We start from the raw sequence: 20,351 nt of genomic DNA on the forward strand, positions 1-20,351 counted from the left end.
AAATACACTTTATTTTCTATTCATCTACATATATGATTGTTATCTTTAACCAAGTACCACATTTTTTAGCATTCTCATGTATAAAGTATAGTTTTAGCATTTATAAAGTTACTGTAACCCATTTCGTATATTTGCTTAATATCTTAAATTATTAATTACAACATACAAAAGCTGGTAATTAAGGATTCTTCAATCCATTAATAAAATCCTTAAAGCTATCAGCTATTTTATACGTATTTTCTTCTTCACTAGACTGTGGAAAATAAAAAGAGTGATCCCAATAATATACACCATGGTTTTCAGTATCTGTAATAAGTACAATTAACCCTGAATTCGGATCATCTCCTATGATTAAACTGGTCGGTAACATATCTTCTTCAAACTCTTCATAGCATTCACTTAAATCAAAAGTTTTTGTTACACCTATACCATACAAAACATCTAAAGGGATTTCCTGATTTAATTCTTTAACAAAAAATTTACTATACCTAACTTTCGAAGTCCCTCCGTTATATTCACTTAAAAATTTTTTATAATCTTCCGGAAGTAAAAATCCTAAAAACTCTTCTAATTCTTCAATTGATTCTTCAGTTGCTTTACCAAAAGCATTTAAATTCATTTATTTCACTCCTATTTAATCTTTTAACTTCTTAGCTAATGACATTCCACCCATATGTCGAAATCTTCTGTGTATCTCTTTACTAACTTCTTGCATTGTTGTTAAATCTTGATGATGGTGCCATGTGTTTTCATCTAATTTTGGTCCATTTGGAGCTAATTCATCAGCTTTAGCAAAATCAATGTCATATCTATTAAATTCACCTATCGGAACTTCTTGTCTTACCAACCCAGCAGATTTAAAGTTGGGAAAACCTCCAGGATAAGAAACTCGATTTGGAGGAATCTCCCAATCAATATAAGTCCATATTCCTTCCTCACTAATTTCGATTTTCCCACCTTTTTTCTGCCATTTTTCAGGATTTCTAGAATATAAGGGTTTAGTAGATAATTGTTCCTCTGTAAATTTCACTATTTCTGGATTTTTACCCGTACCCTTAGCAAGTTGATAAGCGTCATAGCTGCCGTACTTGCCTTTGAAAACTTTCCAGCTACTTCTCCAACAGTTGAAGATTCTATATAAGGAAGCTTCATTCCTATTCCAGTATCCACCGTCCTAACTGCTACTGGAATAGGAGTATTTTTCATAGCATCTAGTGTATTCTTTAAAGTGTTATTTTCCTTAAGCGATTGTACCACATTATTTCTACGCTAAAACGCAAAAAAGCACTCGTTGCCTTTAATTGACAATCAAGTGCTTTAAGTTCATATGTTTTTAAGTAGCATAAATTTGTAAGTTTTGTAGTAACAGTATGACACCTTTTATATGTGGTAACAACTACTACGTTAAAACTTACGAGTTTGTACAAGTTCGTTAGTTTAATATATATTCCATGTGTTTATATTCAGCACCCAGTAAAATGTCATCTCGCCAAAGCTCGTACTTCTTTTTCTTTTCTATCATTGTACATAGTACTCCATGATGGTACAACCATCATGGAGTTTACTCTTCAAAATAGCCATTTCTTTTTCTACCCACTTCTCATATATGCTTATGCATGTTTACGTTAAACCACTATAAACTTTTATCATATATGGTATTGCACTCAATTTTTTGTATCTTCAAGATTTTTAAGATGCTTTTCTAAGTATTTTTTCCCTGAATTACTTTTAGGCATAAGACCAAGATGTTCATATTCCCAAATAATCATTCTCTCGTGGGAATTTTCATCTGAAAGGTCATCATAATTAAAGTCAATATTAAACTTTCCTGTATTATCAAAAATCATAGTGAAATTTGTCCAAGCTTCTTGATCATTATCAATAAACTCTTTCTTCCTTCTCTTAATACAATCTAACAAACGATGCCACTTCTTAAAATATTCTTCTTCTGGGACATTAAAGAGTTCAAAAATACTATGACTGTAAATAGGAGTACTATTCTCTTCAGGGTAGTAATAAAAATATGATTCTTGAGCACCTTCCCCAACCTCACCATACAGGTAAACCTTAAACCACTTCTCTGGAATTGTATCAATTACAACCTCTGCTATTTCATTGTATAACTTGCTTAATTTTTCATCATTCATCTAATTTTCCTCCTGGTACATTATCAAAATTCTTTAATCTCCATCTATCTTCATCACCAATTTTATATCTAATAACAAAACTGTCTGGACGTTTTGAATTCCCGCTATAATTCGGCGTTATTTTCACCCTAACTTTATCACCATCATTAAGAGCATTAGCCCATTCATTCTCTAGTTTTTTCCATTCTCCTCTGTTTAAGTTACTATTCATTGGAACTAAATTATCCATATTACCAGAGCCTTTAAATATAGTTGCAATTAAATGTCCGCCGTCATCATCATCCAAACGGTCATTCCCACCTACCACTCTCTGAGCGTAGTTATTCCGCTTACCATCACCTAATTGAAGGCTACCCTCGCAACTTGCAACACGCCCTTGACTATCTGTTGTATATGTATATCCTTCTTTACTTGTATACTCAACATTTGGCTTTAATATCTTTTTACGTTTTTCCCTAGCATATTGTTCTCCATAGTTTACTTTTACAGGTCCTTCACCCGTACCCTTAACCCCACCACTCTCCAAATTCGAGATCCTACTCTGAATACTCGCCTTTGAGGCATCATGGGCTTCTTGGAATTTTCCGCTATAGTTCGTTCCAGATCTAACGACACTTCCATCTGGCATTATTTCTACACCTTTAGCGAATGGGGTTACGGAGTCCACACCTTTTGCTAGTTTAATTTCAATTATATAATACTTGTAATTTTTGTTAGCCTGAATTCACAAAAAATAATTTCTAAAAATTTACAGCATGTTTATCTATTAAAAAAGCACTCGTTGCCTCAAGTAGACAATAAAGTGCTTTAACTTCATATGTTCTATAAGTAACATTAATCCGTCACTATTCTTCTTTCAATAGTCCAACTAAAGCTAGTTAATTTGGATATTTTACATATTTACTCGCTAATAATACATTCCTTAATTTAACAAAAAAATATTTTAAGATTTATTTTGCTCTTCATATTCTTTCATCTCTTCGAATTTTCTTCGCTCATTTTCATTACTAGGTTTCTTCCCTAAATATTTATATTCAAAATAATCCACTCGGTCATTCGGTCCAAAAGTAGATTGATACCATTTAGTATACCCATAATGAATTTTTACTTTCCCCTCAGATGTCACAATCATATCAAAAGAATACCAAGGTTCCTGATTATTTTTTATAAATATTTCCTGTAACTCTACACTTAAATGAAATAATTCATCATATGTCTTATCATATTCTTTTTCACTCACATTAAATACATCTGGTATATCATGGGAATATATATATTCATCCGATCTATCTGGGGTATTGAAAAAGAATAATACCCCACCCTCTTGGTTATAAATCTCTGCATTAAAATAAAAGATATCCCATTCTACGGGAATTGTATCATTTATTTTTTGCGCTATATTTTGATAGATTTTATTTAATTCTAATTCGAACACTTTTACATCAACCTCCTGTTTTATTAAGTATTTCACGTATTACCTTACGTTGGCCTTCAATTTGGTATTTTATTTTAAATGAGTTTGGTCTTAGCGATGAACCTAAGTATACTGGTTCAATTTTTACTGATACTTTTTTAGGAGGCTTCCCACCTAATGCATTAGCCCATTCTTTCTCCATATTATACCATTCTCCACCCGAACGATTAATTTGTTTATTTTGAGCGATTAAATTATCAATATCACCGGATCCATGGAATTGCGTCCCTATCAAGTGCCCACCATCATCATCAGGCAATCTATCTTCTCTTCCTGCAGCCACTTGCATTCCTGTGTTTCGTTTTCCTTTTTGAAGTATTAATCCTTCCGCCTCAACATCTACTATTCTACCAAGCTCATCTGTTGTATATTTATAACCATCCTCAGTGATATAACGTACGTTTGGCGCAAGTTCTTTCCTTCCATTTTTTCCTTTAACAATGTGCTTCCCAAGATCTTTCTCTTTTATTTCAGTTATCTTAGGAGTCTCACCCGTACCCTATGTTGTAATCTTAAACCCTCACAATAAAAAAGCAAACCATGTAAAACCTTATTAAACTACTTCTTTTTCTTCCACTACCGGCAATTCATAAGCTGTTTTATATTTCATCATGCCATATACAATGTTTACAAGCCTTCTCATAATACATACCAATGCTTGTCCTTTTGTTTTTCCTTCTTTAAGCTTCTTTTGATAGTACGCATGAAACACTGGATTTCGTGGCATCTTACTCCCTTTTGCTACTTGCACTTGCTGTACTGCTAAATTATAAAATAAAGCGTGTAGCGCCCTGTTTCCTTGTTTGCTTTTGTGTGTCTTACCTTTCCCACCAGAACCAAAGTAAACAGGTGCAATCCCCGCAAATCGTGCTAATTTATTGGCATTTGAAAATCGCCTTACATCCCCAATTTCTGCAATTAATGCCGATGCCGTCACAAGTTCTATTCCCGGCATCGTCTCTAATTGATAATCTAGTAGTTTTACTAGCTGGTTTAATTCTCTTTCGATGTATTTCATTTCCTTCTTTTTAAACTCAATGTCCCTTACAATACTTCTTACTAAAAAATCTCGCGTTTCCTGATACTCTTTCATTGTTTGTCCATCTTCTTTTACAAGTTTTAATATTTCGCTTGCTTTCTTTACTGAACATGTATTGTTGCTAACATCTAATAAAAAAGCTGTTAATTGCTTTATATTAGCCCCCTCTAAACAAGAGGGTGACGGATATTGCTGCCAAAATGCTAATGCTGTTTTTCCATCTAACTCTGAGAAAAACTTTTTATAGCTTGGATAATGATGGTTTAATTGAATATGTAGTTGGTTCTTTAATGCACTTTGTGCTTTTACTAATGCATTCCTTCTTGAAACTAGTTGTTGTATCGACCAAAATAAATCGTTTGGCTTTGCATCTGGTAATTGATTTAACTTATTTATTAGTATACGGGCTACGCATTCCGCATCCCAACTATCATTTTTTTGTATCATCACTTGGCTCTTTCGTTCTAAAAATGATAAAGCTGGATTTACTTCTTTCACTACTTGTTCATGATCTACTAAATATTTCGCTAATGCTCTTCCATAACCGCCAACATCCTCTAAACCAAATACAACTGATAAACCATCACTCACATATGTCTCTACTTCTAATAAAAACTTCGAAAATGCAGATGGTTTATTCTCAAATTGTATTTCTCCTAATTTCTCTTGCCAACAATTAATAATAACAGCCGTATGATACTCCTTATGTAAATCTACTCCTACATACAAATAGTTCTGTCTATTATGCATAACTCATCCCTCTATTCAATGATTTAGTCATATACAAAAATGTCGGCAACCTTAGTTCGAGCGTTCATCTTTCGATGCGCATAGGTACGCAAGCCTATCCATTTTTCATCTCTTTAGTAGTATGTATAGTAAAATGAGCTAATTTTTTAAGTGAGTTTATAAAATAATTGCTGCATGTTGTCCTTTTGTTTGTATTTTCCCGTATTTATACATGCCACGATAAAAATTCTCTCTATCTAACATGCGTTTCACTTGTACTTTCGTAAATTGTTTACCTTTCGCTGTGCAGTAGCCTTCTACATTCAATTGTTCTGCCAATTGGGTAAGTGACCAATGTTTAAAAATGTGTCTTAACTCAAATAGTCTACGTACAACTACTGCTTTCCCAGCATCTACTTCTAACACCTTTTGTCCTTTTTTGGCCTTGTAGCCAAAAAGTACGCCACCACCTGCATATCCACCTCGTTCAGCCTTCTTCTTTCTACCTCTACTTAACTTCAATGCAATTTCAAGTCTTTGATATTGGTCTAATAGTTCTAACATGCCATTCACCAAAAAGTCATTTGGATCATGTGTGTAAATACTATAGCTTGATTGTTCAATTGCCTTCACATCTACTTCATGTTTCTTTAGTTCTCGTTGTATCAATACTTTCGCCATATCAGAGCGCCACAATCGTGATGTATTCAACACAACAACATAGCTTACTTGTTTATACGCCATATCGGACAATAGCTCTTGTAGTCCATCACGTTCAACTGTTAATCCCTCTTCATCAACAGTCGCTCCGCTTAATCCTCTATCTTCATACACACGAAGTAGTTCTAAATTATTTTCGTTACAGTAACGTTCAATCTCTTCTATTTGATACGCTAAACTATACCCATCACGTACTTGTCCTTCCGTTGAAACTCGTATGTAACCAACTACTTTCTTTCCCATCATAAATCCCCTCCCGTTACAGTAATTTGAGTCCCTGTAACGTTTATCCGTTTTTTTGCGGATAACGTGTTCGTAACGTAAATCCGTTAAAACGTACTTTACGATGACTTCAAAACATAATACAACCCTTTATTTTTACAATAGTTTTTTCTCTAGTAGTGTCGTACACTGTACAAAGCCACTACAGTTTATAAAATTTAACACTTAATACATTTATAAAATTATACGTTTACCAACTTATTTCTACTCTAAAATGCAAAAAAGCACTTGTTGCCATAATTGACAATCAAGCGCTTTAAGTTCATCTGTTTTTAAGTAGCTTTAATTTATAAGTTTTATAATAATAGTATGACACCTTATATATATCGTGACAAATATTAATTTAAAACTAACGAGCTTGTACGAGTTCGTTAATTTTATGTCTCTTCCATGCGTTTATATTCATCTTTCGGTAAAATGTCATCTCACCTAAGCTCGCACCTCGTTTTCTGTTCTATCATTGTACGTAATACTCCATGATGGTACAACCATCATGGGTCTCTACTTTTAAACCACTTATTGTTTTTCTTTCCACTACAAATATACTTTATTTTTTATCTGGTGAATATACAATTATTCTCCCTTGTGGATATTCACCTTCCCATCCACAAGGCCATCCCCCAAGCTTATAAACCTCAAAGATTCTTTCATAAAAATTATCAACTTTTCCATTTACTAAACGATTTAGTGCACACATATGTAAATCTCCAATTATTTCTTCAAAAATATCAATATATTGTAATACAAAATCACCTGGATAGTTCTCAGATGATTGAATAATCTCCCTTATAGGACGCTCCATAGAGTTTAAATCATGCTCATATAATTGTCCTATTATTTCCCCACCTTCTGAGGATTTAATATCTTCCCAAACGTTTTCAACCTCATCCAAATCTTGAGACCATGCCAATTCTTGTGCTCTTTCATACTCATTAACCATAACAACATCACGATTTAGAAGGTTTTCATTATGAAAAAGTTGTAAATTTGTAATAAAATTAATAACCTCTTCGACTAATTGAGTGTTTTTTCCGTACTTCATTTATTTATCCACCTTTCCCAAAGTTCTTCAGTAGCACCGCCACCTCTTTGCCAAATCTTTATTTCTTCATTTAATTTTGTTTTGTAAAACTTCTCAATACCAATTTCTAATACCTTTGATTTGTATAATGGCAAGCCACTTTCTGTACCTTTTTTTAATTTTTGTTGCAATTCAAATACTTGTTGTTCCAACTCCTTAATACTTTGATTGATATTTAATTTATCTAACTGATCTTTAACCACATTATTATATACACTATGAAATCCTCTATGCCTAGACAAAGCACTTGGATCTTTTGCTGGTATCGGTAAAAATATCCCGTTATCAGCATGATCCATATCCATTCCAATTTTCTTTAATACCGGATGATTTCTTAAATTTTTAGGTATTATATGTTGCGCCTGATATCCTTTCCGTGATGCAGAACGTGGAAGCCCCATGGATTCCAATAAATTTTGCCCTAATTTTGTAGAACTACCTCCTGTAACCTTTCCAGGGGTACCTGGAATAAGTCTAGTAGCTTCACCCGTACCCTTAACCCCTCCACTACCCTTAGCAAGTTGATAAGCATCATCCTTAGCTGCCGTACTTGCCTTTGAAAACTTTCCGGCTACTTCTCCAACAGTTGAAGATTCTATATAAGGAAACTTCATTCCTATTCCAGTATCCACCGTCCTAACTGCTACTGGAATAGGAGTATTTTTCATAGCATCTAGTGCATTTTTTAAAGTCTTATTTTCCTTAAGCGATTGTACCACATTTTTACCCAAATTTGGATTAAAACCAGGCATTCCTTCTTTGAATTTTAATAATTTGGCTAAATCAGCTAATTCACTCGTCCCTTTGAATGCTTTTACTCCTTTTCCTACTGCTCCAACAACTGGGATTGCGTCTAATCCACCAAAAATGATGTTTCCTACCCGCTCTTCTTGGCTCAATTTCCGGTGTGTTCCCCAGTCTTCTCCGTCGATACCGCTTTTTATTTGTACACCTCCGTATACTACTGCGGCAGCGGCCCCGAGTGGTGGGCAAAGGATTGTTGTGATGATGATTCCTACGCCTATTCCTATGTCTCGCACCATTTCTAGTTTTTTCTGTTCATCTTCTATCGATTTGTATTCAAATCCTCGTGTGGATGGGACTACTTTCTTGTATTCTTCATAATTTAGTTTTGCATCTGGATTTCGTTTTTTTAGTTCTTTGTATTCCTCTCTCAGTACATTATCAAATGCAGGTGAATCTTTAAAAATATCTTCTACTGTTATTTTATCTTTCTTCTTCTGTATTGTTTGTGGTACACTTCCGTAGCCCGCATGCGCACCTGGTAATACTGTCGTTGTTGTGGAGCCAATTCGGTTATTTGTTTCAAAACTGAGAATAGATGTATCTCTCACTTTTTGAGCGAATTTATCCATTTCTACTAAAAAAGGTTTATCTATATGTTCAGAGACTAATCGCCCTGCTTCTCCGCAATATTTTTGTAATGTCGTATAACTATCAAGTAATTCCCCGATTTTTTGCGATTGATCTTTAGGATTAAAATGTATACTACCATCCGAGTCTAAATCTCGTATTCTTCCATCAATTCTTTTTAATGATTCATTTGCTTCCCGTAATTTCATGAGTGCATCTTTTGTAATTCGATTCATACCATCTCCCATGTTTTGCCATGGTTCAGGTCTATATTTCACATCCATCTCGTTTTCATCCCCCCAGCCGTATGGTGATTTCTACAACTTACTTAATATTTCACGTAATTGTTCGTCCTTTTCAAGCATTTCTACACATACATTCCCTACAACTGTCGCTGACCTAGAATAGTGTTCAGCCAATTCTAGTGTTTTGTGTAATATATCAGGATATTTTTCAATTACTCTCATCGCTTCACCTTTTTGATAAAAATCACAGCTTAATAAACTCTCAATATTCGTTCCAATGACGTCTACATGGATTTTATATATATTTTCTAACTTCATTACTATATCTAGTAGTTCTTGAAAATTAACTAATACTTCTTCTCCACCACCAGAACCACTATCTCCCATTGATACTTGCATTATTGAATACCTCCTAACGAGAATTGTCTCGGGTCAATTAACTTTTTATATGGCATTTTTAACACGTCATACAATTTCTTATTAACCGCATAGAGGCTCACCCAGTCATATCGATTACGATCTACATCTATTTGAACGAAATCTTCTCCTTCAGTGAAATATAAGAAACATTCCCATTTTCCTCCTCTATTACTTCGAGGCCTCGTATACGTTTCTATCGCTATAACGTCTTTATTTGATAAATCTTTTTCCTCAAATGTTTGTTGTTCTGCCTCTGTCATTCTCTTTGAGAAAAATGTATCTTCTATTTCTCTCGGTTCTCTCAATAAGAAGGGTATGCGTGTTAATAATGAAAAATATACGTCCGGTTTTGGTATGTAGTCGATCTCGTATTTTTTATTTGGTTCTATTTCTGTTAATACAGCCACTCGGTCTTTATCCTCTTTTAAAAAGCCAATTAATACATTATTCATTCTCGTGTATTCATGACAATTTTCATATTCCTTTAATAGTTCAATTATTTGAAAAGCTGCAGGGGTAATTCCATTTTCACTTGTAAGTAGGCCTTTTTCTTTTAAACTCGTAGTTGCTTTCGTGACACATTCTGCATCAAGTAAAATAATTGCGTCACGGTTTGGCAATCCAAATATATCGGTAACCCCAGCTGCACCTGCGAGAACATATAATTCAGCAGGTGCAAAACTCATTTCTTTCCCCATTCTTTTATCCCTCGTTTCTCCATCACAATTGTTTTATCGCCCTTACTTCCGATCTATCTCCGTACGTTTGAATGCTTTTATCTAACTCTTTCAAAGCTTTCGTATGCCCTTCAAATGCCTCTACCATTTCTGAATTATATTGAATGATCAAATCAAGGTAACTTAAAAAAGCATCTCGCGTTTTTCCATTCCATTTCGCACCTGTGACATATGCTTTTAAGTCTTTCGCTTGGTTTAAAGAATCCTTCATACCATTTTCAATGTTTTGTGCGTAAGAAATGGCACTTGCAGTGTTACTTCCTATAATTTCAACCTCTTTACCACTCATGTTCGTTCCCTCCATTCTTTGTATGCTTAATGGATAAAGTTTTCAAATTCCTTTTTCTTTTCTTCAAAAGCCTTGGTCGCTGCAGCGTATGCTGACGCTTTCTCCGATTCTGCTTTCGCTTTATATTCCAAATACTTTGCATAAGCTGTACTTTTTGCAGATCCAATATCGCTTAATGCACTTTTAAAATAGGATAATACTGTATTTAAGTCTTCATCCTTTTCATGACGTTTTTGTTCAAATTCAACTGCCGGAATTTTATTAGCTTCTAAACCATTACTTTTACTCTCATACTCTCTCTTCGCTGATTCAGCCTCTTGAATGAATTGCTTTAACTCTCTTTCTTTATCTTTTAAATAATCATGTAAATCATCATACCGATCTCGTTTCCTCGCACTTTCTGTAAAACCAGACGCATTTAAAAAAGCATTGTACAATTCATCTAACATCTTTCTCCCCCTTTAGCACAATAACTATGTAGTTAAATTCGTATATTTAAACATGAATATTCATTACATTAAGAATTAACAAATAATTATTTTTACATATTGCTATTTTATCAAAGGGATTTTAACATTTCCATATTTTATGAATGGCTTTCGCATTTTTCTTCAATAAAGTGAAACTTTAATCAATATGACTATGTATTTATGTGCAGAAATAATAAAAAACACTGCCAGGCGCAGTGTTTTTTATTACTACCTTTTATCCAATTCATTCGTATTAAATCCTTGCTTGAGAGTAAGACCAGTTCTTTCTTATTTCATCAACAACTATTTCTGGATAATCCCAATGAAGCGTACGAGTAGACTCCCTGATTCGTTATACTATTCCTTTGGCTGTTTTGTTTCTATATTCATTCCAATATTTTGGCTCAGTCGCTCTTAAAAGAACGATAGAAAAAGGATCTGATATGAATATCAGATCCTTAACTTTAATTTCTTAATACATACATCTTTTTACACGATAACTGGTTCATACGTGCTCAAATTATCATACTCAGTTTTTACAATACTAGGCGGAAGGTTAACACATCCTCAGATTCACCTTTTCCTGTAGCAGTGCATAATGTTTAATAAAATTAAAGCATATTTTTACTTACCAGACTTAATTTTTTCGTTATATTCTTCTAAAGTTAACCCTTTTTCTTTTAGATAAACAGCAACTTCTTTTCCTACATAACGATAGTGCCATGGCTCATACTTAATGCCAGTAATATTCTCTTTATCTTTTGGATAGCGGAGAGTAAATCCATACTCTGCAGCATTCTTATCTAACCATTTGAATGCATCGGTAGTTTCAAATTTTGCATTTAAATCTTCTACAGTATTCTGCCATTCAACTGAAATAATGTCTAACGCTAATCCAGTATGATGTTCACTTGCACCAGGATACTGAAGATATTCCAACGCCTTAGCACTAGCCTCTTTATCCGACAAGCCTTGAGATTTATAGCTTTTAACTGAAGCATCATAATAGGTTTGTTGTAATTTTATAGCTCGATAACCTGATCTTAAATAAAGATTGATTCCCTCTTTTTTTGCAGCTGCTACCATATCCTGATAGGAAGTTGCAATTCTACTATCTATTTTCATATTCGGCTTAGCATTTTGGGTAATACTTGTTAATTCAATTCCTAGTTCCTTTGATAACATATGCTCTCTATTTACAAGAATAATTCTCCAATCATTAGGATCAGAGATAGGTAAAACATCTTTTTTATTCGCATGTATCTCTTTTTTATTTTTATCGTTATTATTAGTAGTTTCCTGAGATGTTTGCTTTCCACTACAAGCAGCAAGACTCCATCCCATTGCCAATACCAATGCTAAAATTATAAATTTTTTAATTGTATCTCATTCCCTTTTTGTTTATTAGTCTTTATACCAATTTCCCAACACGTCTCTAGGAATCTCCTTAAAATCCTTCAAAGAAACGGGGCCGACAAATTTTTTAATTCCATGTTTTTTAGAATCTTCATCCGAATAATCTTTTAAAAATTGAATTTTAAATTGTTTCTTACCATCAGCGTAGTCGGTTACTGTCGGTACGATTGCCGCTTGTCGTATACCAAAAGTTTTATCTTCATACTTAACAAATTGTACATAAGATAATCCTCCAACCAATGTTTCTAATTTTTCTTGCGCAGAAATAAGATTTCCAAGAGAATAATAGATTAGCGTTTCATGTCCCTCTTTATTTTGTTTCCACTCAATTGGTTGAATTACATGTGGATGATTTCCAATTACTACATCTACACCTAAATCTGTTAAATATTGAGCAACTTCTTTTTGTTGCTTTGAAGGTGTTGAGGTATATTCTACTCCCCAATGCACCATAACAATCACCATATCAGAGCTACTCTTTGCCTTTTCCACATCATTTTGTATCGCTTTTTTATCAATTAAATTTAAAGCCCAAGACTTATCAGCCGGAATTTTAATTCCATTCGTACCATATGTATAATTTAGTAACGCAAAGCGAATACCATTTTTTGTAATCGTTTTTATTTCATTACGCTCGTTTTGACTCTCATTCATGCCTACTGGGATAACATCCGGATATTTCTTCCAGTATTCTCTTGTATTCGCAACACCTTTAATACCCATATCCATAGCATGATTTGTCGCTTGAGTCACTATATTGAATCCAGTGTCCACTAAAGATTGTCCTACTTCTTCAGGTGTATTGAAAGTCGGATATCCCTGTACTTTTAGATTATTTCCTGCAATTGGAGTCTCCTGGTTCACGATAGCAAGATCACTTGATTTAACAGCTTTTTTGATATTTTCATAAATATAGTTATAATCATATGAACCGTCTTTTTGTTTGCCATCTTTAATTACTGCGTCATGATATAAATTATCACCCGTTGCTATTAAATTCACAACCGATTTTACTTTTTTATCTTCCGTAAAATTAGGAGACTGTTGGATAGGACTCTTCTCTACCCAATTTGGTGCTTTTAATGATGTATCTATATTAGATTCAGCCGGTGGTAATGAAGCTTTAGATGTCTTAACATCTGTATTACCACAAGCAGTTAAAAGCACTAAAAAAATAAGACATAATAAAAAAAACTTTTTACTTCTCTGTAAAGTATCTAACATGTGATCCTCTTTTCTGTTTTATTACTTATAACCAGTTCTAACAAATCATTCTTTAAAACAACGTATTTTGGTTTTACCCTTAATTATGGAAGGACACTCTGTTACATTTACTTCGGAATATACAGATAATCATTTTCCATTCTCTAGCAATCTATCAATTCCATCAGAATTGATAGATTGCTAGAAAAACATGATCCATCAGGATGTCGACTAGTTTCATATACCTACCTGTTCCAATTGCAGTAACTCGTTTAATCTAAACAAGATAGAAGAATAGTTCATATAGCCTCTTCTCTTGCTTTACGTTTGTGAGTGGCTCCAAAAAGAGGGGATCGTTGCTGTACCCCCTTTAAATATTATGGAATCATTGTAACTAATTTCTTTACGTTAAGCGACAAACATTATACCGATAACGATAAGTAAGACCCAAGAACTTATTTTACCAATATACAAAAAAAGTAGCAATCTTTTGACCCATATAAAGAAGCCAATTAGGAGAAATGAAAGGAAGATTCATTTTAATTAATTCCTTCCTTCATTGATTAATAAAAAAACAAGCCATCCAGCTATTGGATGGCTCTATACGATAAAGAGAATTTGTTATTGGATTACTTCAATTTCCCTTCAAAAACAATCTTCCTACCGCACGGCTCAACTACTGTTTTGCCGTCTTTCTTTACTTCATGAAAGATCGGCTCTTCCATACGACGAGACGGAGCGTAGCCTTCTTGTTCCATACGTGCTAAGCAGTCTGTAATTGTTTCATTTTCTAGTACTTCAAATTTCTTTTTATTAGGTTGTTTTGTCATGCCCTAACCTACTTTCTATTTTTCTTGATGCGAATTGATTCTTCATGTAGACCATATATAACATTGCTAGAATTCCCATTATAATCATAACCGCAATAAAAAAGCTTGTATACTGTATTTTTTCTATAAATACGCCGCCTAATACAGGCCCCATAATACTTCCTAAACTAAAAGCGATTCCGGATAATATATTACCTGCCGGTAGTAAATGTCTCGGTAATAAATCAGTCATAAATCCAAGCCCTAAAGAGAAACACGATCCAATAACCATACCCGCTAAAAGCATGCAGGCAAAGACAATCCAGTAATATTGATCAAATACGGCGGCAAGTAGAAAAATTCCCGTACTTATGCTAAACGTCCACGTTAATATACGGTCCCTTCCGTATTTGTCACTTAATATACCGAGCGGAATTTGTGTAATAATACCCCCAACTGCAAATGCTGGTAATAAGAAGGATACATCTGAAACAGACCACCCTTTACGAAGTGCGTATACTGGTAAGTTACTGTTTAACATTGCTTCAAGTACGCCATATGCAAGTGGACCTAGCAGTGCAATCCATCCTAATCCAACAACTTGTTTATAACGAGAAAATGATGATTCACTCTTCACTTCTCTTTCATCTTGCGCTGGGAATGCATTTTTTGTTGGAAGTAGTAAAAGCCAACCTATTAAACAAAGTACAGTAGATATAATAAATGGTGTCGCAAGACCGTACTGCACAGTGCTTGCTAAATACGGACCAACGGCAAAACCAATTCCGAAGAATACACCGTATATCGATACTTGTCTCCCTATTTTACTTGGGTCCGATGTTGTCGTGATCCATGTTTGTGTTCCGACATGAAGCATATGATCTCCGACTCCAACTAGAAATCTAAGGATAAACCATACCCAAAACGAAAATGTTTGTGTAAAAAAGAATAATGAAATAATAACGAGAAACCCACCTATAACAATAATCGGCTTCATTCCAAACCTTTGCATCGGTTTTTCAAGAAACGGCGAAATGACTAATATCCCAATGTACAATGCCGTCGCATGAATACCATTAATACTTGAACTAACCCCTTCTTGTTCAAAAATCATTGCAATGGCAGGTAAGAGCATTCCTTGTGACAAACCCGAGATTGCTACAATCCCAACCATAATCCAAAAAGTAAAACGCATTGACATCCCTTTCCCTCTCCTTCTCACGCTTCCACTTTTCATTATAAACTGTTTCTTCAAATGCGTGTACGAATATTCGCAATAAAAAACAAGCTAAAAGAATGAACCTTTTAGCTTGTTATCTTATCCTTCCCAAACTTGCGCTTTCACATTGTAATGAAAGTGTTTAAAATATGGATTTTCATAAAATGATGGTCCATATAAGTAATGTTGCATATGAACTGTTAGTGGCTGCTGCATTTGTAAAGGAACTACAGCTGGTGAAACTTGCATATACATCGGATCTATCATTATTTTTGTATAGATATGATGATTATATGGCGAATAAGCGATTAAGGATGGTTTATGCATTGATAATCTCCCCTTATACATACAAATGTTATAGTATATGCAACACTTCTCATTTCGGGGATTATTTCTGTTCTAACCAATTCTCTACATGTTTTATAAATACATCTAAACAATCAATAAACGGTGAGTGTCCGCAATCTTCTAATACCTTCAACTCTGCATTTGGCAAATGTTTCGCTAATTCCTCACCGACTACTTGCGGTACGACATAATCTCTATCACCTTGTATGACGAGTGTTGGCGCTTTAATACGATGAATTTGCTTACTTCCCTCTACAACCCCGTTATGTTCATCTGAAATATTAAATGTAATGAGCGCATAATTCACATCTACGAAATTACGTTGCGTTAACATATCATCTAAATACTTTTCATAACGGTCCGGTTCAGGTTGATTATGTGTATATATTAATAGATTCCATACTGTACGGTAATATAGTTTGTTCATATTTTTTATCGCATCTAATACTGGAGCGATTTGTACTGGATCTTGCGCAATTTCTTCTTTCGTCTTTACTAAACTTGATACAATCGGCTGCCCATTCGTATCTTTTTTAAAGATTGGGTATCCTTTCATTCCTACTGATTCTACTAAAATTAACTTTTCTACAAAATTTGGGTGATTCGCTGTAAATTGCATCGCAACGCCACCGCCCATTGACCAGCCCATTAATGAGAATTTCTCTAGCTTTAACTCGTCGATAAATAATTTTACATCCTCTGCAAAGTCTTGTAATGAATCTATCGATCGATTATACGTTGATTGTCCAAACCCTCTTAAATCAAGAGCGTAAATATGGTATTGATCTTGCAACTTTTCAATGACTAAATCCCAATGTTGTGACGATGTCATGTTCCCGTGAATGAGTACAAGAATATCTGTATTTCGCCTTCCAACTTCCTGATATGCAATCGTTTCTCCGTTCGATAGTGAAACAAACTCCATTGTTGCAGGCTTAATCATCACAAGTTCCCCCATTCTATTTAATAGAAAGAAAATTCTTTACTTAATTAAAGAATAGCACGTAGAATATACGTTCGCAACATAAAACCTATAAGAATTTTTTACATAAATCAACATGTCTATTACTAGACAATTATTATAAAAAAGTATATAGTTAGCTAGGTAACTAATTTGAAAGGATCAAAATACATGGACGAAAAACAACATTTTTTTCACATCGTCAGCCAGACTTCTCGAAAGTTTACGAAGAAATTTAATGAACGTGTATCTCCAACAGGGTTATTTAGTGCGCAATGGGCTGTTATTTTCCGCATTAATCAAACTGGTTCTTGTACGCAAACAGAATTATGCCAGTATTTAAATGTTGAATCACCAACGATGACTCGTACGTTAACACGTATGGAAACGATGGGATGGATTATTCGTACAGAAGGTAAAGATCGCCGCGAGAAGCTTATTTCTTTATCCGAAACAGCGATAAAGATGATTCCAGTATGGCAAGAAGAAGTTGACACTTTCGAAGAAAAAACGCTAGAAGGTATTAACGAAGATGATTTACATCAAGCATTTCAAATGTTACAACAAATTATTAAAAATTTAGATTAAATTGGAGGGATGACGATGCAAAGTGAGAAACTTTGGACGAAGGATTTCCTCGGAACTTGTTTTAGTAGTCTATTTCTCTTCTTAACATTTTACATGCTTATGACTACTCTGCCTGTCTATGTAATAGACGGCCTAAAAGGAAAACCTGAGGAAATTGGTTTAGTTGCAACTGTGTTTCTTATTTCTTCTGTTTTATGTAGACCATTCACAGGAAAATGGCTCGATGATTTAGGAAGAAAGAAAATATTATTTATTTCACTTTCATTATTTTTAGCCGCTACTGTTATGTATTTCGGTGCGCAAAGTTTATTCTTATTACTTGCCCTTCGCTTCTTACACGGTATTGGGTTCGGGATGGCAACGACAGCTACTGGTACGATTGTAACTGATGTTGCGCCAGCTCATCGACGAGGCGAAGCACTTGCATATTTCGGCGTATTTATGAGTCTGCCAATGGTAATTGGTCCTTTTTTAGGTTTAACAATTATTTCTCATTTTTCGTTTACTGTATTATTTATCGTTTGTTCCGTATTTTCATTACTTGCATTTTTATTAGGGCTACTTGTCGATATTCCTCACGAAGCACCTGTTAGCAAACAAAAACGTGAAAAAATGAAATGGAAAGACTTAATCGAACCATCTTCTATTCCGATTGCACTTACAGGATTTGTTTTAGCCTTTTCTTATAGTGGTATTTTATCCTTTATTCCTATTTATGCGAAAGAACTCGGTTTAAGTGAAATTGCAAGTTACTTCTTTATTGTATACGCACTTGTTGTTGTCATTTCTCGTCCATTTACAGGAAAGATTTTTGATCGCTTCGGTGAAAATGTACTCGTTTACCCTGCAATCATTATTTTCACAATCGGAATGTTCATATTAAGCCAAGCACAAACTTCATTTTGGTTCCTTGGCGCAGGTATGCTAATCGGTTTAGGTTACGGAACATTAATTCCGAGTTTCCAAACGATTGCAATTTCTGCCGCCCCAAACCATAGACGTGGTTCTGCGACAGCTACGTATTTTTCATTCTTTGATAGTGGTATTGGTTTTGGTTCTTTCATTTTAGGTATTGTCGCAGCGAAATCCAGTTATCATAATATGTATTTTATCGCAGCTATTATCGTTGCGTTCACTTTACTTTTATATTACGGATTACACGGACGAAAACAAAAATTCAAGAAACAACCTACAGACGGAAAAATTTCCGCTTAACGTTAATAAGGAAAGTAAACTTCCCCGTTTACTTTCCTTATTTTGTATTTCTTTCAAGACGAGCGTATACTTATAGTAGAAATAAAAAGGAGGGCCATATATGAAACTAAAAAAATCTCCCCTACTCTTACTTATACTAACATTCATATTTGTAATTACAGGGCTTGGGTTTACTTACTTCAAACATAATAAAACGACCCCATCAAAACATAATGTGACAAAAGAAAACTGGTTAAATGACCCTTACTTACGTTGGTCGTATACACATATGAAAGAATTCACTTTAGTTAATAACGTAAAAAACAACCCTGACCAAATTGCTCACTTCCCTTCCGCATTGCAAAACTTAGATGATTTTGCTGTGGAGCGTAGATTCGGAAATACAACTCCTCTAAAAAAACTTTTAGACGATAACAAAACAGATGCTTTTGTCGTTGTACATAATGGACAACTTGTTTATGAACGATATTTCAATGAGTATAAACAGAATGAACCTCATGGTATGGCATCATTAGCAAAAGTCTTTACCGGGGCAATTATACAATCTCTCGCTGAAGAAAAACGTATTGACTTAGAAAAAACAGCTGACACTTACATAAAAGAATTAAAAAACACACCGTTCGGTAATGCCACACTTCAGCAATTAATGGACATGCAAGTTTCAGCTGAATATCCTACTCATGGATATGAGCAACCTGGGCTAGAAAATCAAGATGCACAATTATATTTAGCTAGCAATATTTTACCCCGCGGCAAAAATTACGACGGTCCGATGAAAATTTATGATATGTTACGGGAAGCCGAAGAAACTGCACCGCCTGGTTCTTCCTTTTCTTACAATAACGGATCAACAGAAACGCTTGCTTGGATTATTAGAACTATTACTGGTAAATCACTAGCTGAAAATGTAAGCGAACGAATTTGGTCTCAAATTGGTATGGAAGAAAACGCGTATTACGTTACAGATGAAATGAAAATAGAACAAGCAAGCGCTGGCTTAAATGCAACTGCTAGAGATATGGCGAGATTCGGGCAATTACTATTAAACAACGGGGAATATAACGGAAAACAAATTCTCCCTTCTTCTATTACAGAAAGTGTAAAAAATGTACAAGAAGGTGAACTTGAAATTAGTATTGGCGCTTCTATTTCTTATCATAATCAATGGTGGATTCCCCACAATGAACAAGGTGCTTTCGAAGTGTTAGGTAGTTACGGACAAACACTTTACATCGATCCGAAAGCAAATATGGTAATCGTTCATTTCTCTTCTAACGCAACGCCAAGTAATGAAATACATTCGGTTTATTCAAATATGTATATTGATATTGCACATCATTTAGAAAAGCTTCCACAGTAGTGGAAGCAGGAGTTTAAACCTTGCACAGTTATGACTATTCAATTGAACACTCGATCTGTTGTGCTAAAACGTCAATATAGTAAAAAAGGATCTCTCTTGATATAGAGAGATCCTTTTTTTTATTTCTTCTTCTTTTCTGTCGGTTGGCTTTGTTTAGCGAAATTAGATGAATCATCGAAATTTGGTTGCTTTTTACCTGCATTATTACTTCTACCTTTTCCCATA

At 34.4% G+C, this 20,351-nt stretch carries 23 protein-coding genes and 1 pseudogene; 3 read left to right on the forward strand and 21 right to left on the reverse strand.

The genetic code is table 11. The annotated features are described in order from the left end of the window. Window positions 1-178: 178 nt before the first annotated feature. From BCG9842_RS16025 to phaZ, 21 genes and pseudogenes are all read right to left on the reverse strand, one after another. Window positions 179-619 (reverse strand): SMI1/KNR4 family protein, encoded by a 441-nt coding sequence (locus BCG9842_RS16025; RefSeq protein ID WP_001052205.1) that lies wholly within the window; start codon window positions 617-619, stop codon window positions 179-181. A gap of 15 nt (window positions 620-634) precedes the next feature. Next, window positions 635-1,030, reverse strand: coding sequence for an HNH endonuclease (locus BCG9842_RS16030; RefSeq protein WP_000673073.1), 396 nt, complete (start codon window positions 1,028-1,030; stop codon window positions 635-637). A 12-nt stretch (window positions 1,031-1,042) separates the two neighbouring features. After that, window positions 1,043-1,260: pseudogene (locus BCG9842_RS16035) on the reverse strand (DNA/RNA non-specific endonuclease); the annotation flags it as partial. Window positions 1,261-1,664: 404 nt separating this feature from the next. Continuing rightward, window positions 1,665-2,147 (reverse strand): antitoxin YezG family protein, encoded by a 483-nt coding sequence (locus tag BCG9842_RS16040; RefSeq protein ID WP_000997351.1) that lies wholly within the window; start codon window positions 2,145-2,147, stop codon window positions 1,665-1,667. Continuing rightward, on the reverse strand, window positions 2,140-2,814 hold the full coding sequence (locus tag BCG9842_RS16045; RefSeq protein ID WP_041488129.1) for a DNA/RNA non-specific endonuclease: 675 nt from the start codon (window positions 2,812-2,814) through the stop codon (window positions 2,140-2,142). The genes BCG9842_RS16040 and BCG9842_RS16045 overlap by 8 nt, the downstream gene beginning before the upstream one ends. Window positions 2,815-3,090: 276 nt before the next feature. Further along, window positions 3,091-3,582, reverse strand: coding sequence for an immunity protein YezG family protein (locus tag BCG9842_RS16050; RefSeq protein WP_000462360.1), 492 nt, complete (start codon window positions 3,580-3,582; stop codon window positions 3,091-3,093). A 7-nt stretch (window positions 3,583-3,589) separates the two neighbouring features. Continuing rightward, window positions 3,590-4,099 carry a DNA/RNA non-specific endonuclease gene (locus tag BCG9842_RS30070; protein WP_079997227.1) on the reverse strand — a complete coding sequence of 170 codons (510 nt, stop codon included), beginning with the start codon at window positions 4,097-4,099 and terminating at the stop codon, window positions 3,590-3,592. Window positions 4,100-4,174: 75 nt separating this feature from the next. Then, a complete protein-coding gene (locus BCG9842_RS16060) occupies window positions 4,175-5,410 on the reverse strand; it encodes an IS110 family transposase (RefSeq protein WP_000551904.1) in 1,236 nt (411 codons plus the stop codon). 156 nt (window positions 5,411-5,566) lie between these two features. Next, window positions 5,567-6,352: a recombinase family protein gene (locus BCG9842_RS16065; protein ID WP_000516939.1), complete on the reverse strand. Its 786-nt coding sequence runs from the start codon at window positions 6,350-6,352 to the stop codon at window positions 5,567-5,569. A 586-nt stretch (window positions 6,353-6,938) separates the two neighbouring features. Then, complete coding sequence (locus tag BCG9842_RS31040) at window positions 6,939-7,433, reverse strand: hypothetical protein (protein ID WP_000873545.1); 495 nt, start codon at window positions 7,431-7,433, stop codon at window positions 6,939-6,941. Beyond that, window positions 7,430-9,130, reverse strand: a complete 1,701-nt coding sequence (locus BCG9842_RS16075) for an AHH domain-containing protein (RefSeq protein WP_000382747.1) — start codon at window positions 9,128-9,130, stop codon at window positions 7,430-7,432. The genes BCG9842_RS31040 and BCG9842_RS16075 overlap by 4 nt, the downstream gene beginning before the upstream one ends. Before the next feature lie 33 nt (window positions 9,131-9,163). Then, window positions 9,164-9,490, reverse strand: coding sequence for a hypothetical protein (locus tag BCG9842_RS16080; RefSeq protein WP_001198201.1), 327 nt, complete (start codon window positions 9,488-9,490; stop codon window positions 9,164-9,166). Then, on the reverse strand, window positions 9,490-10,209 hold the full coding sequence (locus BCG9842_RS16085; RefSeq protein ID WP_000514121.1) for a DUF5081 family protein: 720 nt from the start codon (window positions 10,207-10,209) through the stop codon (window positions 9,490-9,492). Before BCG9842_RS16085 ends, BCG9842_RS16080 begins: the two co-directional genes overlap by 1 nt. Window positions 10,210-10,231: 22 nt before the next feature. Next, the gene (locus BCG9842_RS16090; RefSeq protein WP_000014538.1) at window positions 10,232-10,537 is read right to left on the reverse strand and encodes a WXG100 family type VII secretion target; all 306 of its coding nucleotides are present in this window, start codon (window positions 10,535-10,537) and stop codon (window positions 10,232-10,234) included. A gap of 26 nt (window positions 10,538-10,563) precedes the next feature. After that, window positions 10,564-10,986 (reverse strand): hypothetical protein, encoded by a 423-nt coding sequence (locus BCG9842_RS16095; protein ID WP_000883462.1) that lies wholly within the window; start codon window positions 10,984-10,986, stop codon window positions 10,564-10,566. 645 nt (window positions 10,987-11,631) lie between these two features. Continuing rightward, window positions 11,632-12,363 (reverse strand): M15 family metallopeptidase, encoded by a 732-nt coding sequence (locus tag BCG9842_RS16100; protein ID WP_000241993.1) that lies wholly within the window; start codon window positions 12,361-12,363, stop codon window positions 11,632-11,634. Window positions 12,364-12,411: 48 nt separating this feature from the next. Beyond that, window positions 12,412-13,647 carry a CapA family protein gene (locus BCG9842_RS16105; protein ID WP_000887594.1) on the reverse strand — a complete coding sequence of 412 codons (1,236 nt, stop codon included), beginning with the start codon at window positions 13,645-13,647 and terminating at the stop codon, window positions 12,412-12,414. A gap of 608 nt (window positions 13,648-14,255) precedes the next feature. After that, window positions 14,256-14,456 carry an NETI motif-containing protein gene (locus BCG9842_RS16110; RefSeq protein ID WP_000166303.1) on the reverse strand — a complete coding sequence of 67 codons (201 nt, stop codon included), beginning with the start codon at window positions 14,454-14,456 and terminating at the stop codon, window positions 14,256-14,258. Continuing rightward, window positions 14,440-15,636, reverse strand: coding sequence for an MFS transporter (locus BCG9842_RS16115; protein ID WP_000062804.1), 1,197 nt, complete (start codon window positions 15,634-15,636; stop codon window positions 14,440-14,442). The genes BCG9842_RS16110 and BCG9842_RS16115 overlap by 17 nt, the downstream gene beginning before the upstream one ends. Before the next feature lie 117 nt (window positions 15,637-15,753). After that, window positions 15,754-15,981 (reverse strand): hypothetical protein, encoded by a 228-nt coding sequence (locus tag BCG9842_RS16120; protein WP_000549501.1) that lies wholly within the window; start codon window positions 15,979-15,981, stop codon window positions 15,754-15,756. Between the two features lie 61 nt (window positions 15,982-16,042). Then, window positions 16,043-16,945: an intracellular short-chain-length polyhydroxyalkanoate depolymerase gene (gene phaZ, locus BCG9842_RS16125; protein ID WP_000594887.1), complete on the reverse strand. Its 903-nt coding sequence runs from the start codon at window positions 16,943-16,945 to the stop codon at window positions 16,043-16,045. A 189-nt stretch (window positions 16,946-17,134) separates the two neighbouring features. Between phaZ and BCG9842_RS16130 the strand changes: the two genes are divergently transcribed. The 3 genes from BCG9842_RS16130 (at window position 17,135) to BCG9842_RS16140 (ending at window position 20,126) form a co-directional block, all read left to right on the forward strand. Beyond that, window positions 17,135-17,551, forward strand: coding sequence for a MarR family winged helix-turn-helix transcriptional regulator (locus BCG9842_RS16130; RefSeq protein WP_000343679.1), 417 nt, complete (start codon window positions 17,135-17,137; stop codon window positions 17,549-17,551). Between the two features lie 15 nt (window positions 17,552-17,566). Next, window positions 17,567-18,766 (forward strand): MFS transporter, encoded by a 1,200-nt coding sequence (locus BCG9842_RS16135; protein ID WP_001190320.1) that lies wholly within the window; start codon window positions 17,567-17,569, stop codon window positions 18,764-18,766. 100 nt (window positions 18,767-18,866) lie between these two features. Next, a complete protein-coding gene (locus BCG9842_RS16140; protein ID WP_000768730.1) occupies window positions 18,867-20,126 on the forward strand; it encodes a serine hydrolase domain-containing protein in 1,260 nt (419 codons plus the stop codon). Window positions 20,127-20,351 lie beyond the last annotated feature (225 nt).

The organism is Bacillus cereus G9842 (genome assembly GCF_000021305.1).
Classification (GTDB): domain Bacteria; phylum Bacillota; class Bacilli; order Bacillales; family Bacillaceae_G; genus Bacillus_A; species Bacillus_A thuringiensis_S.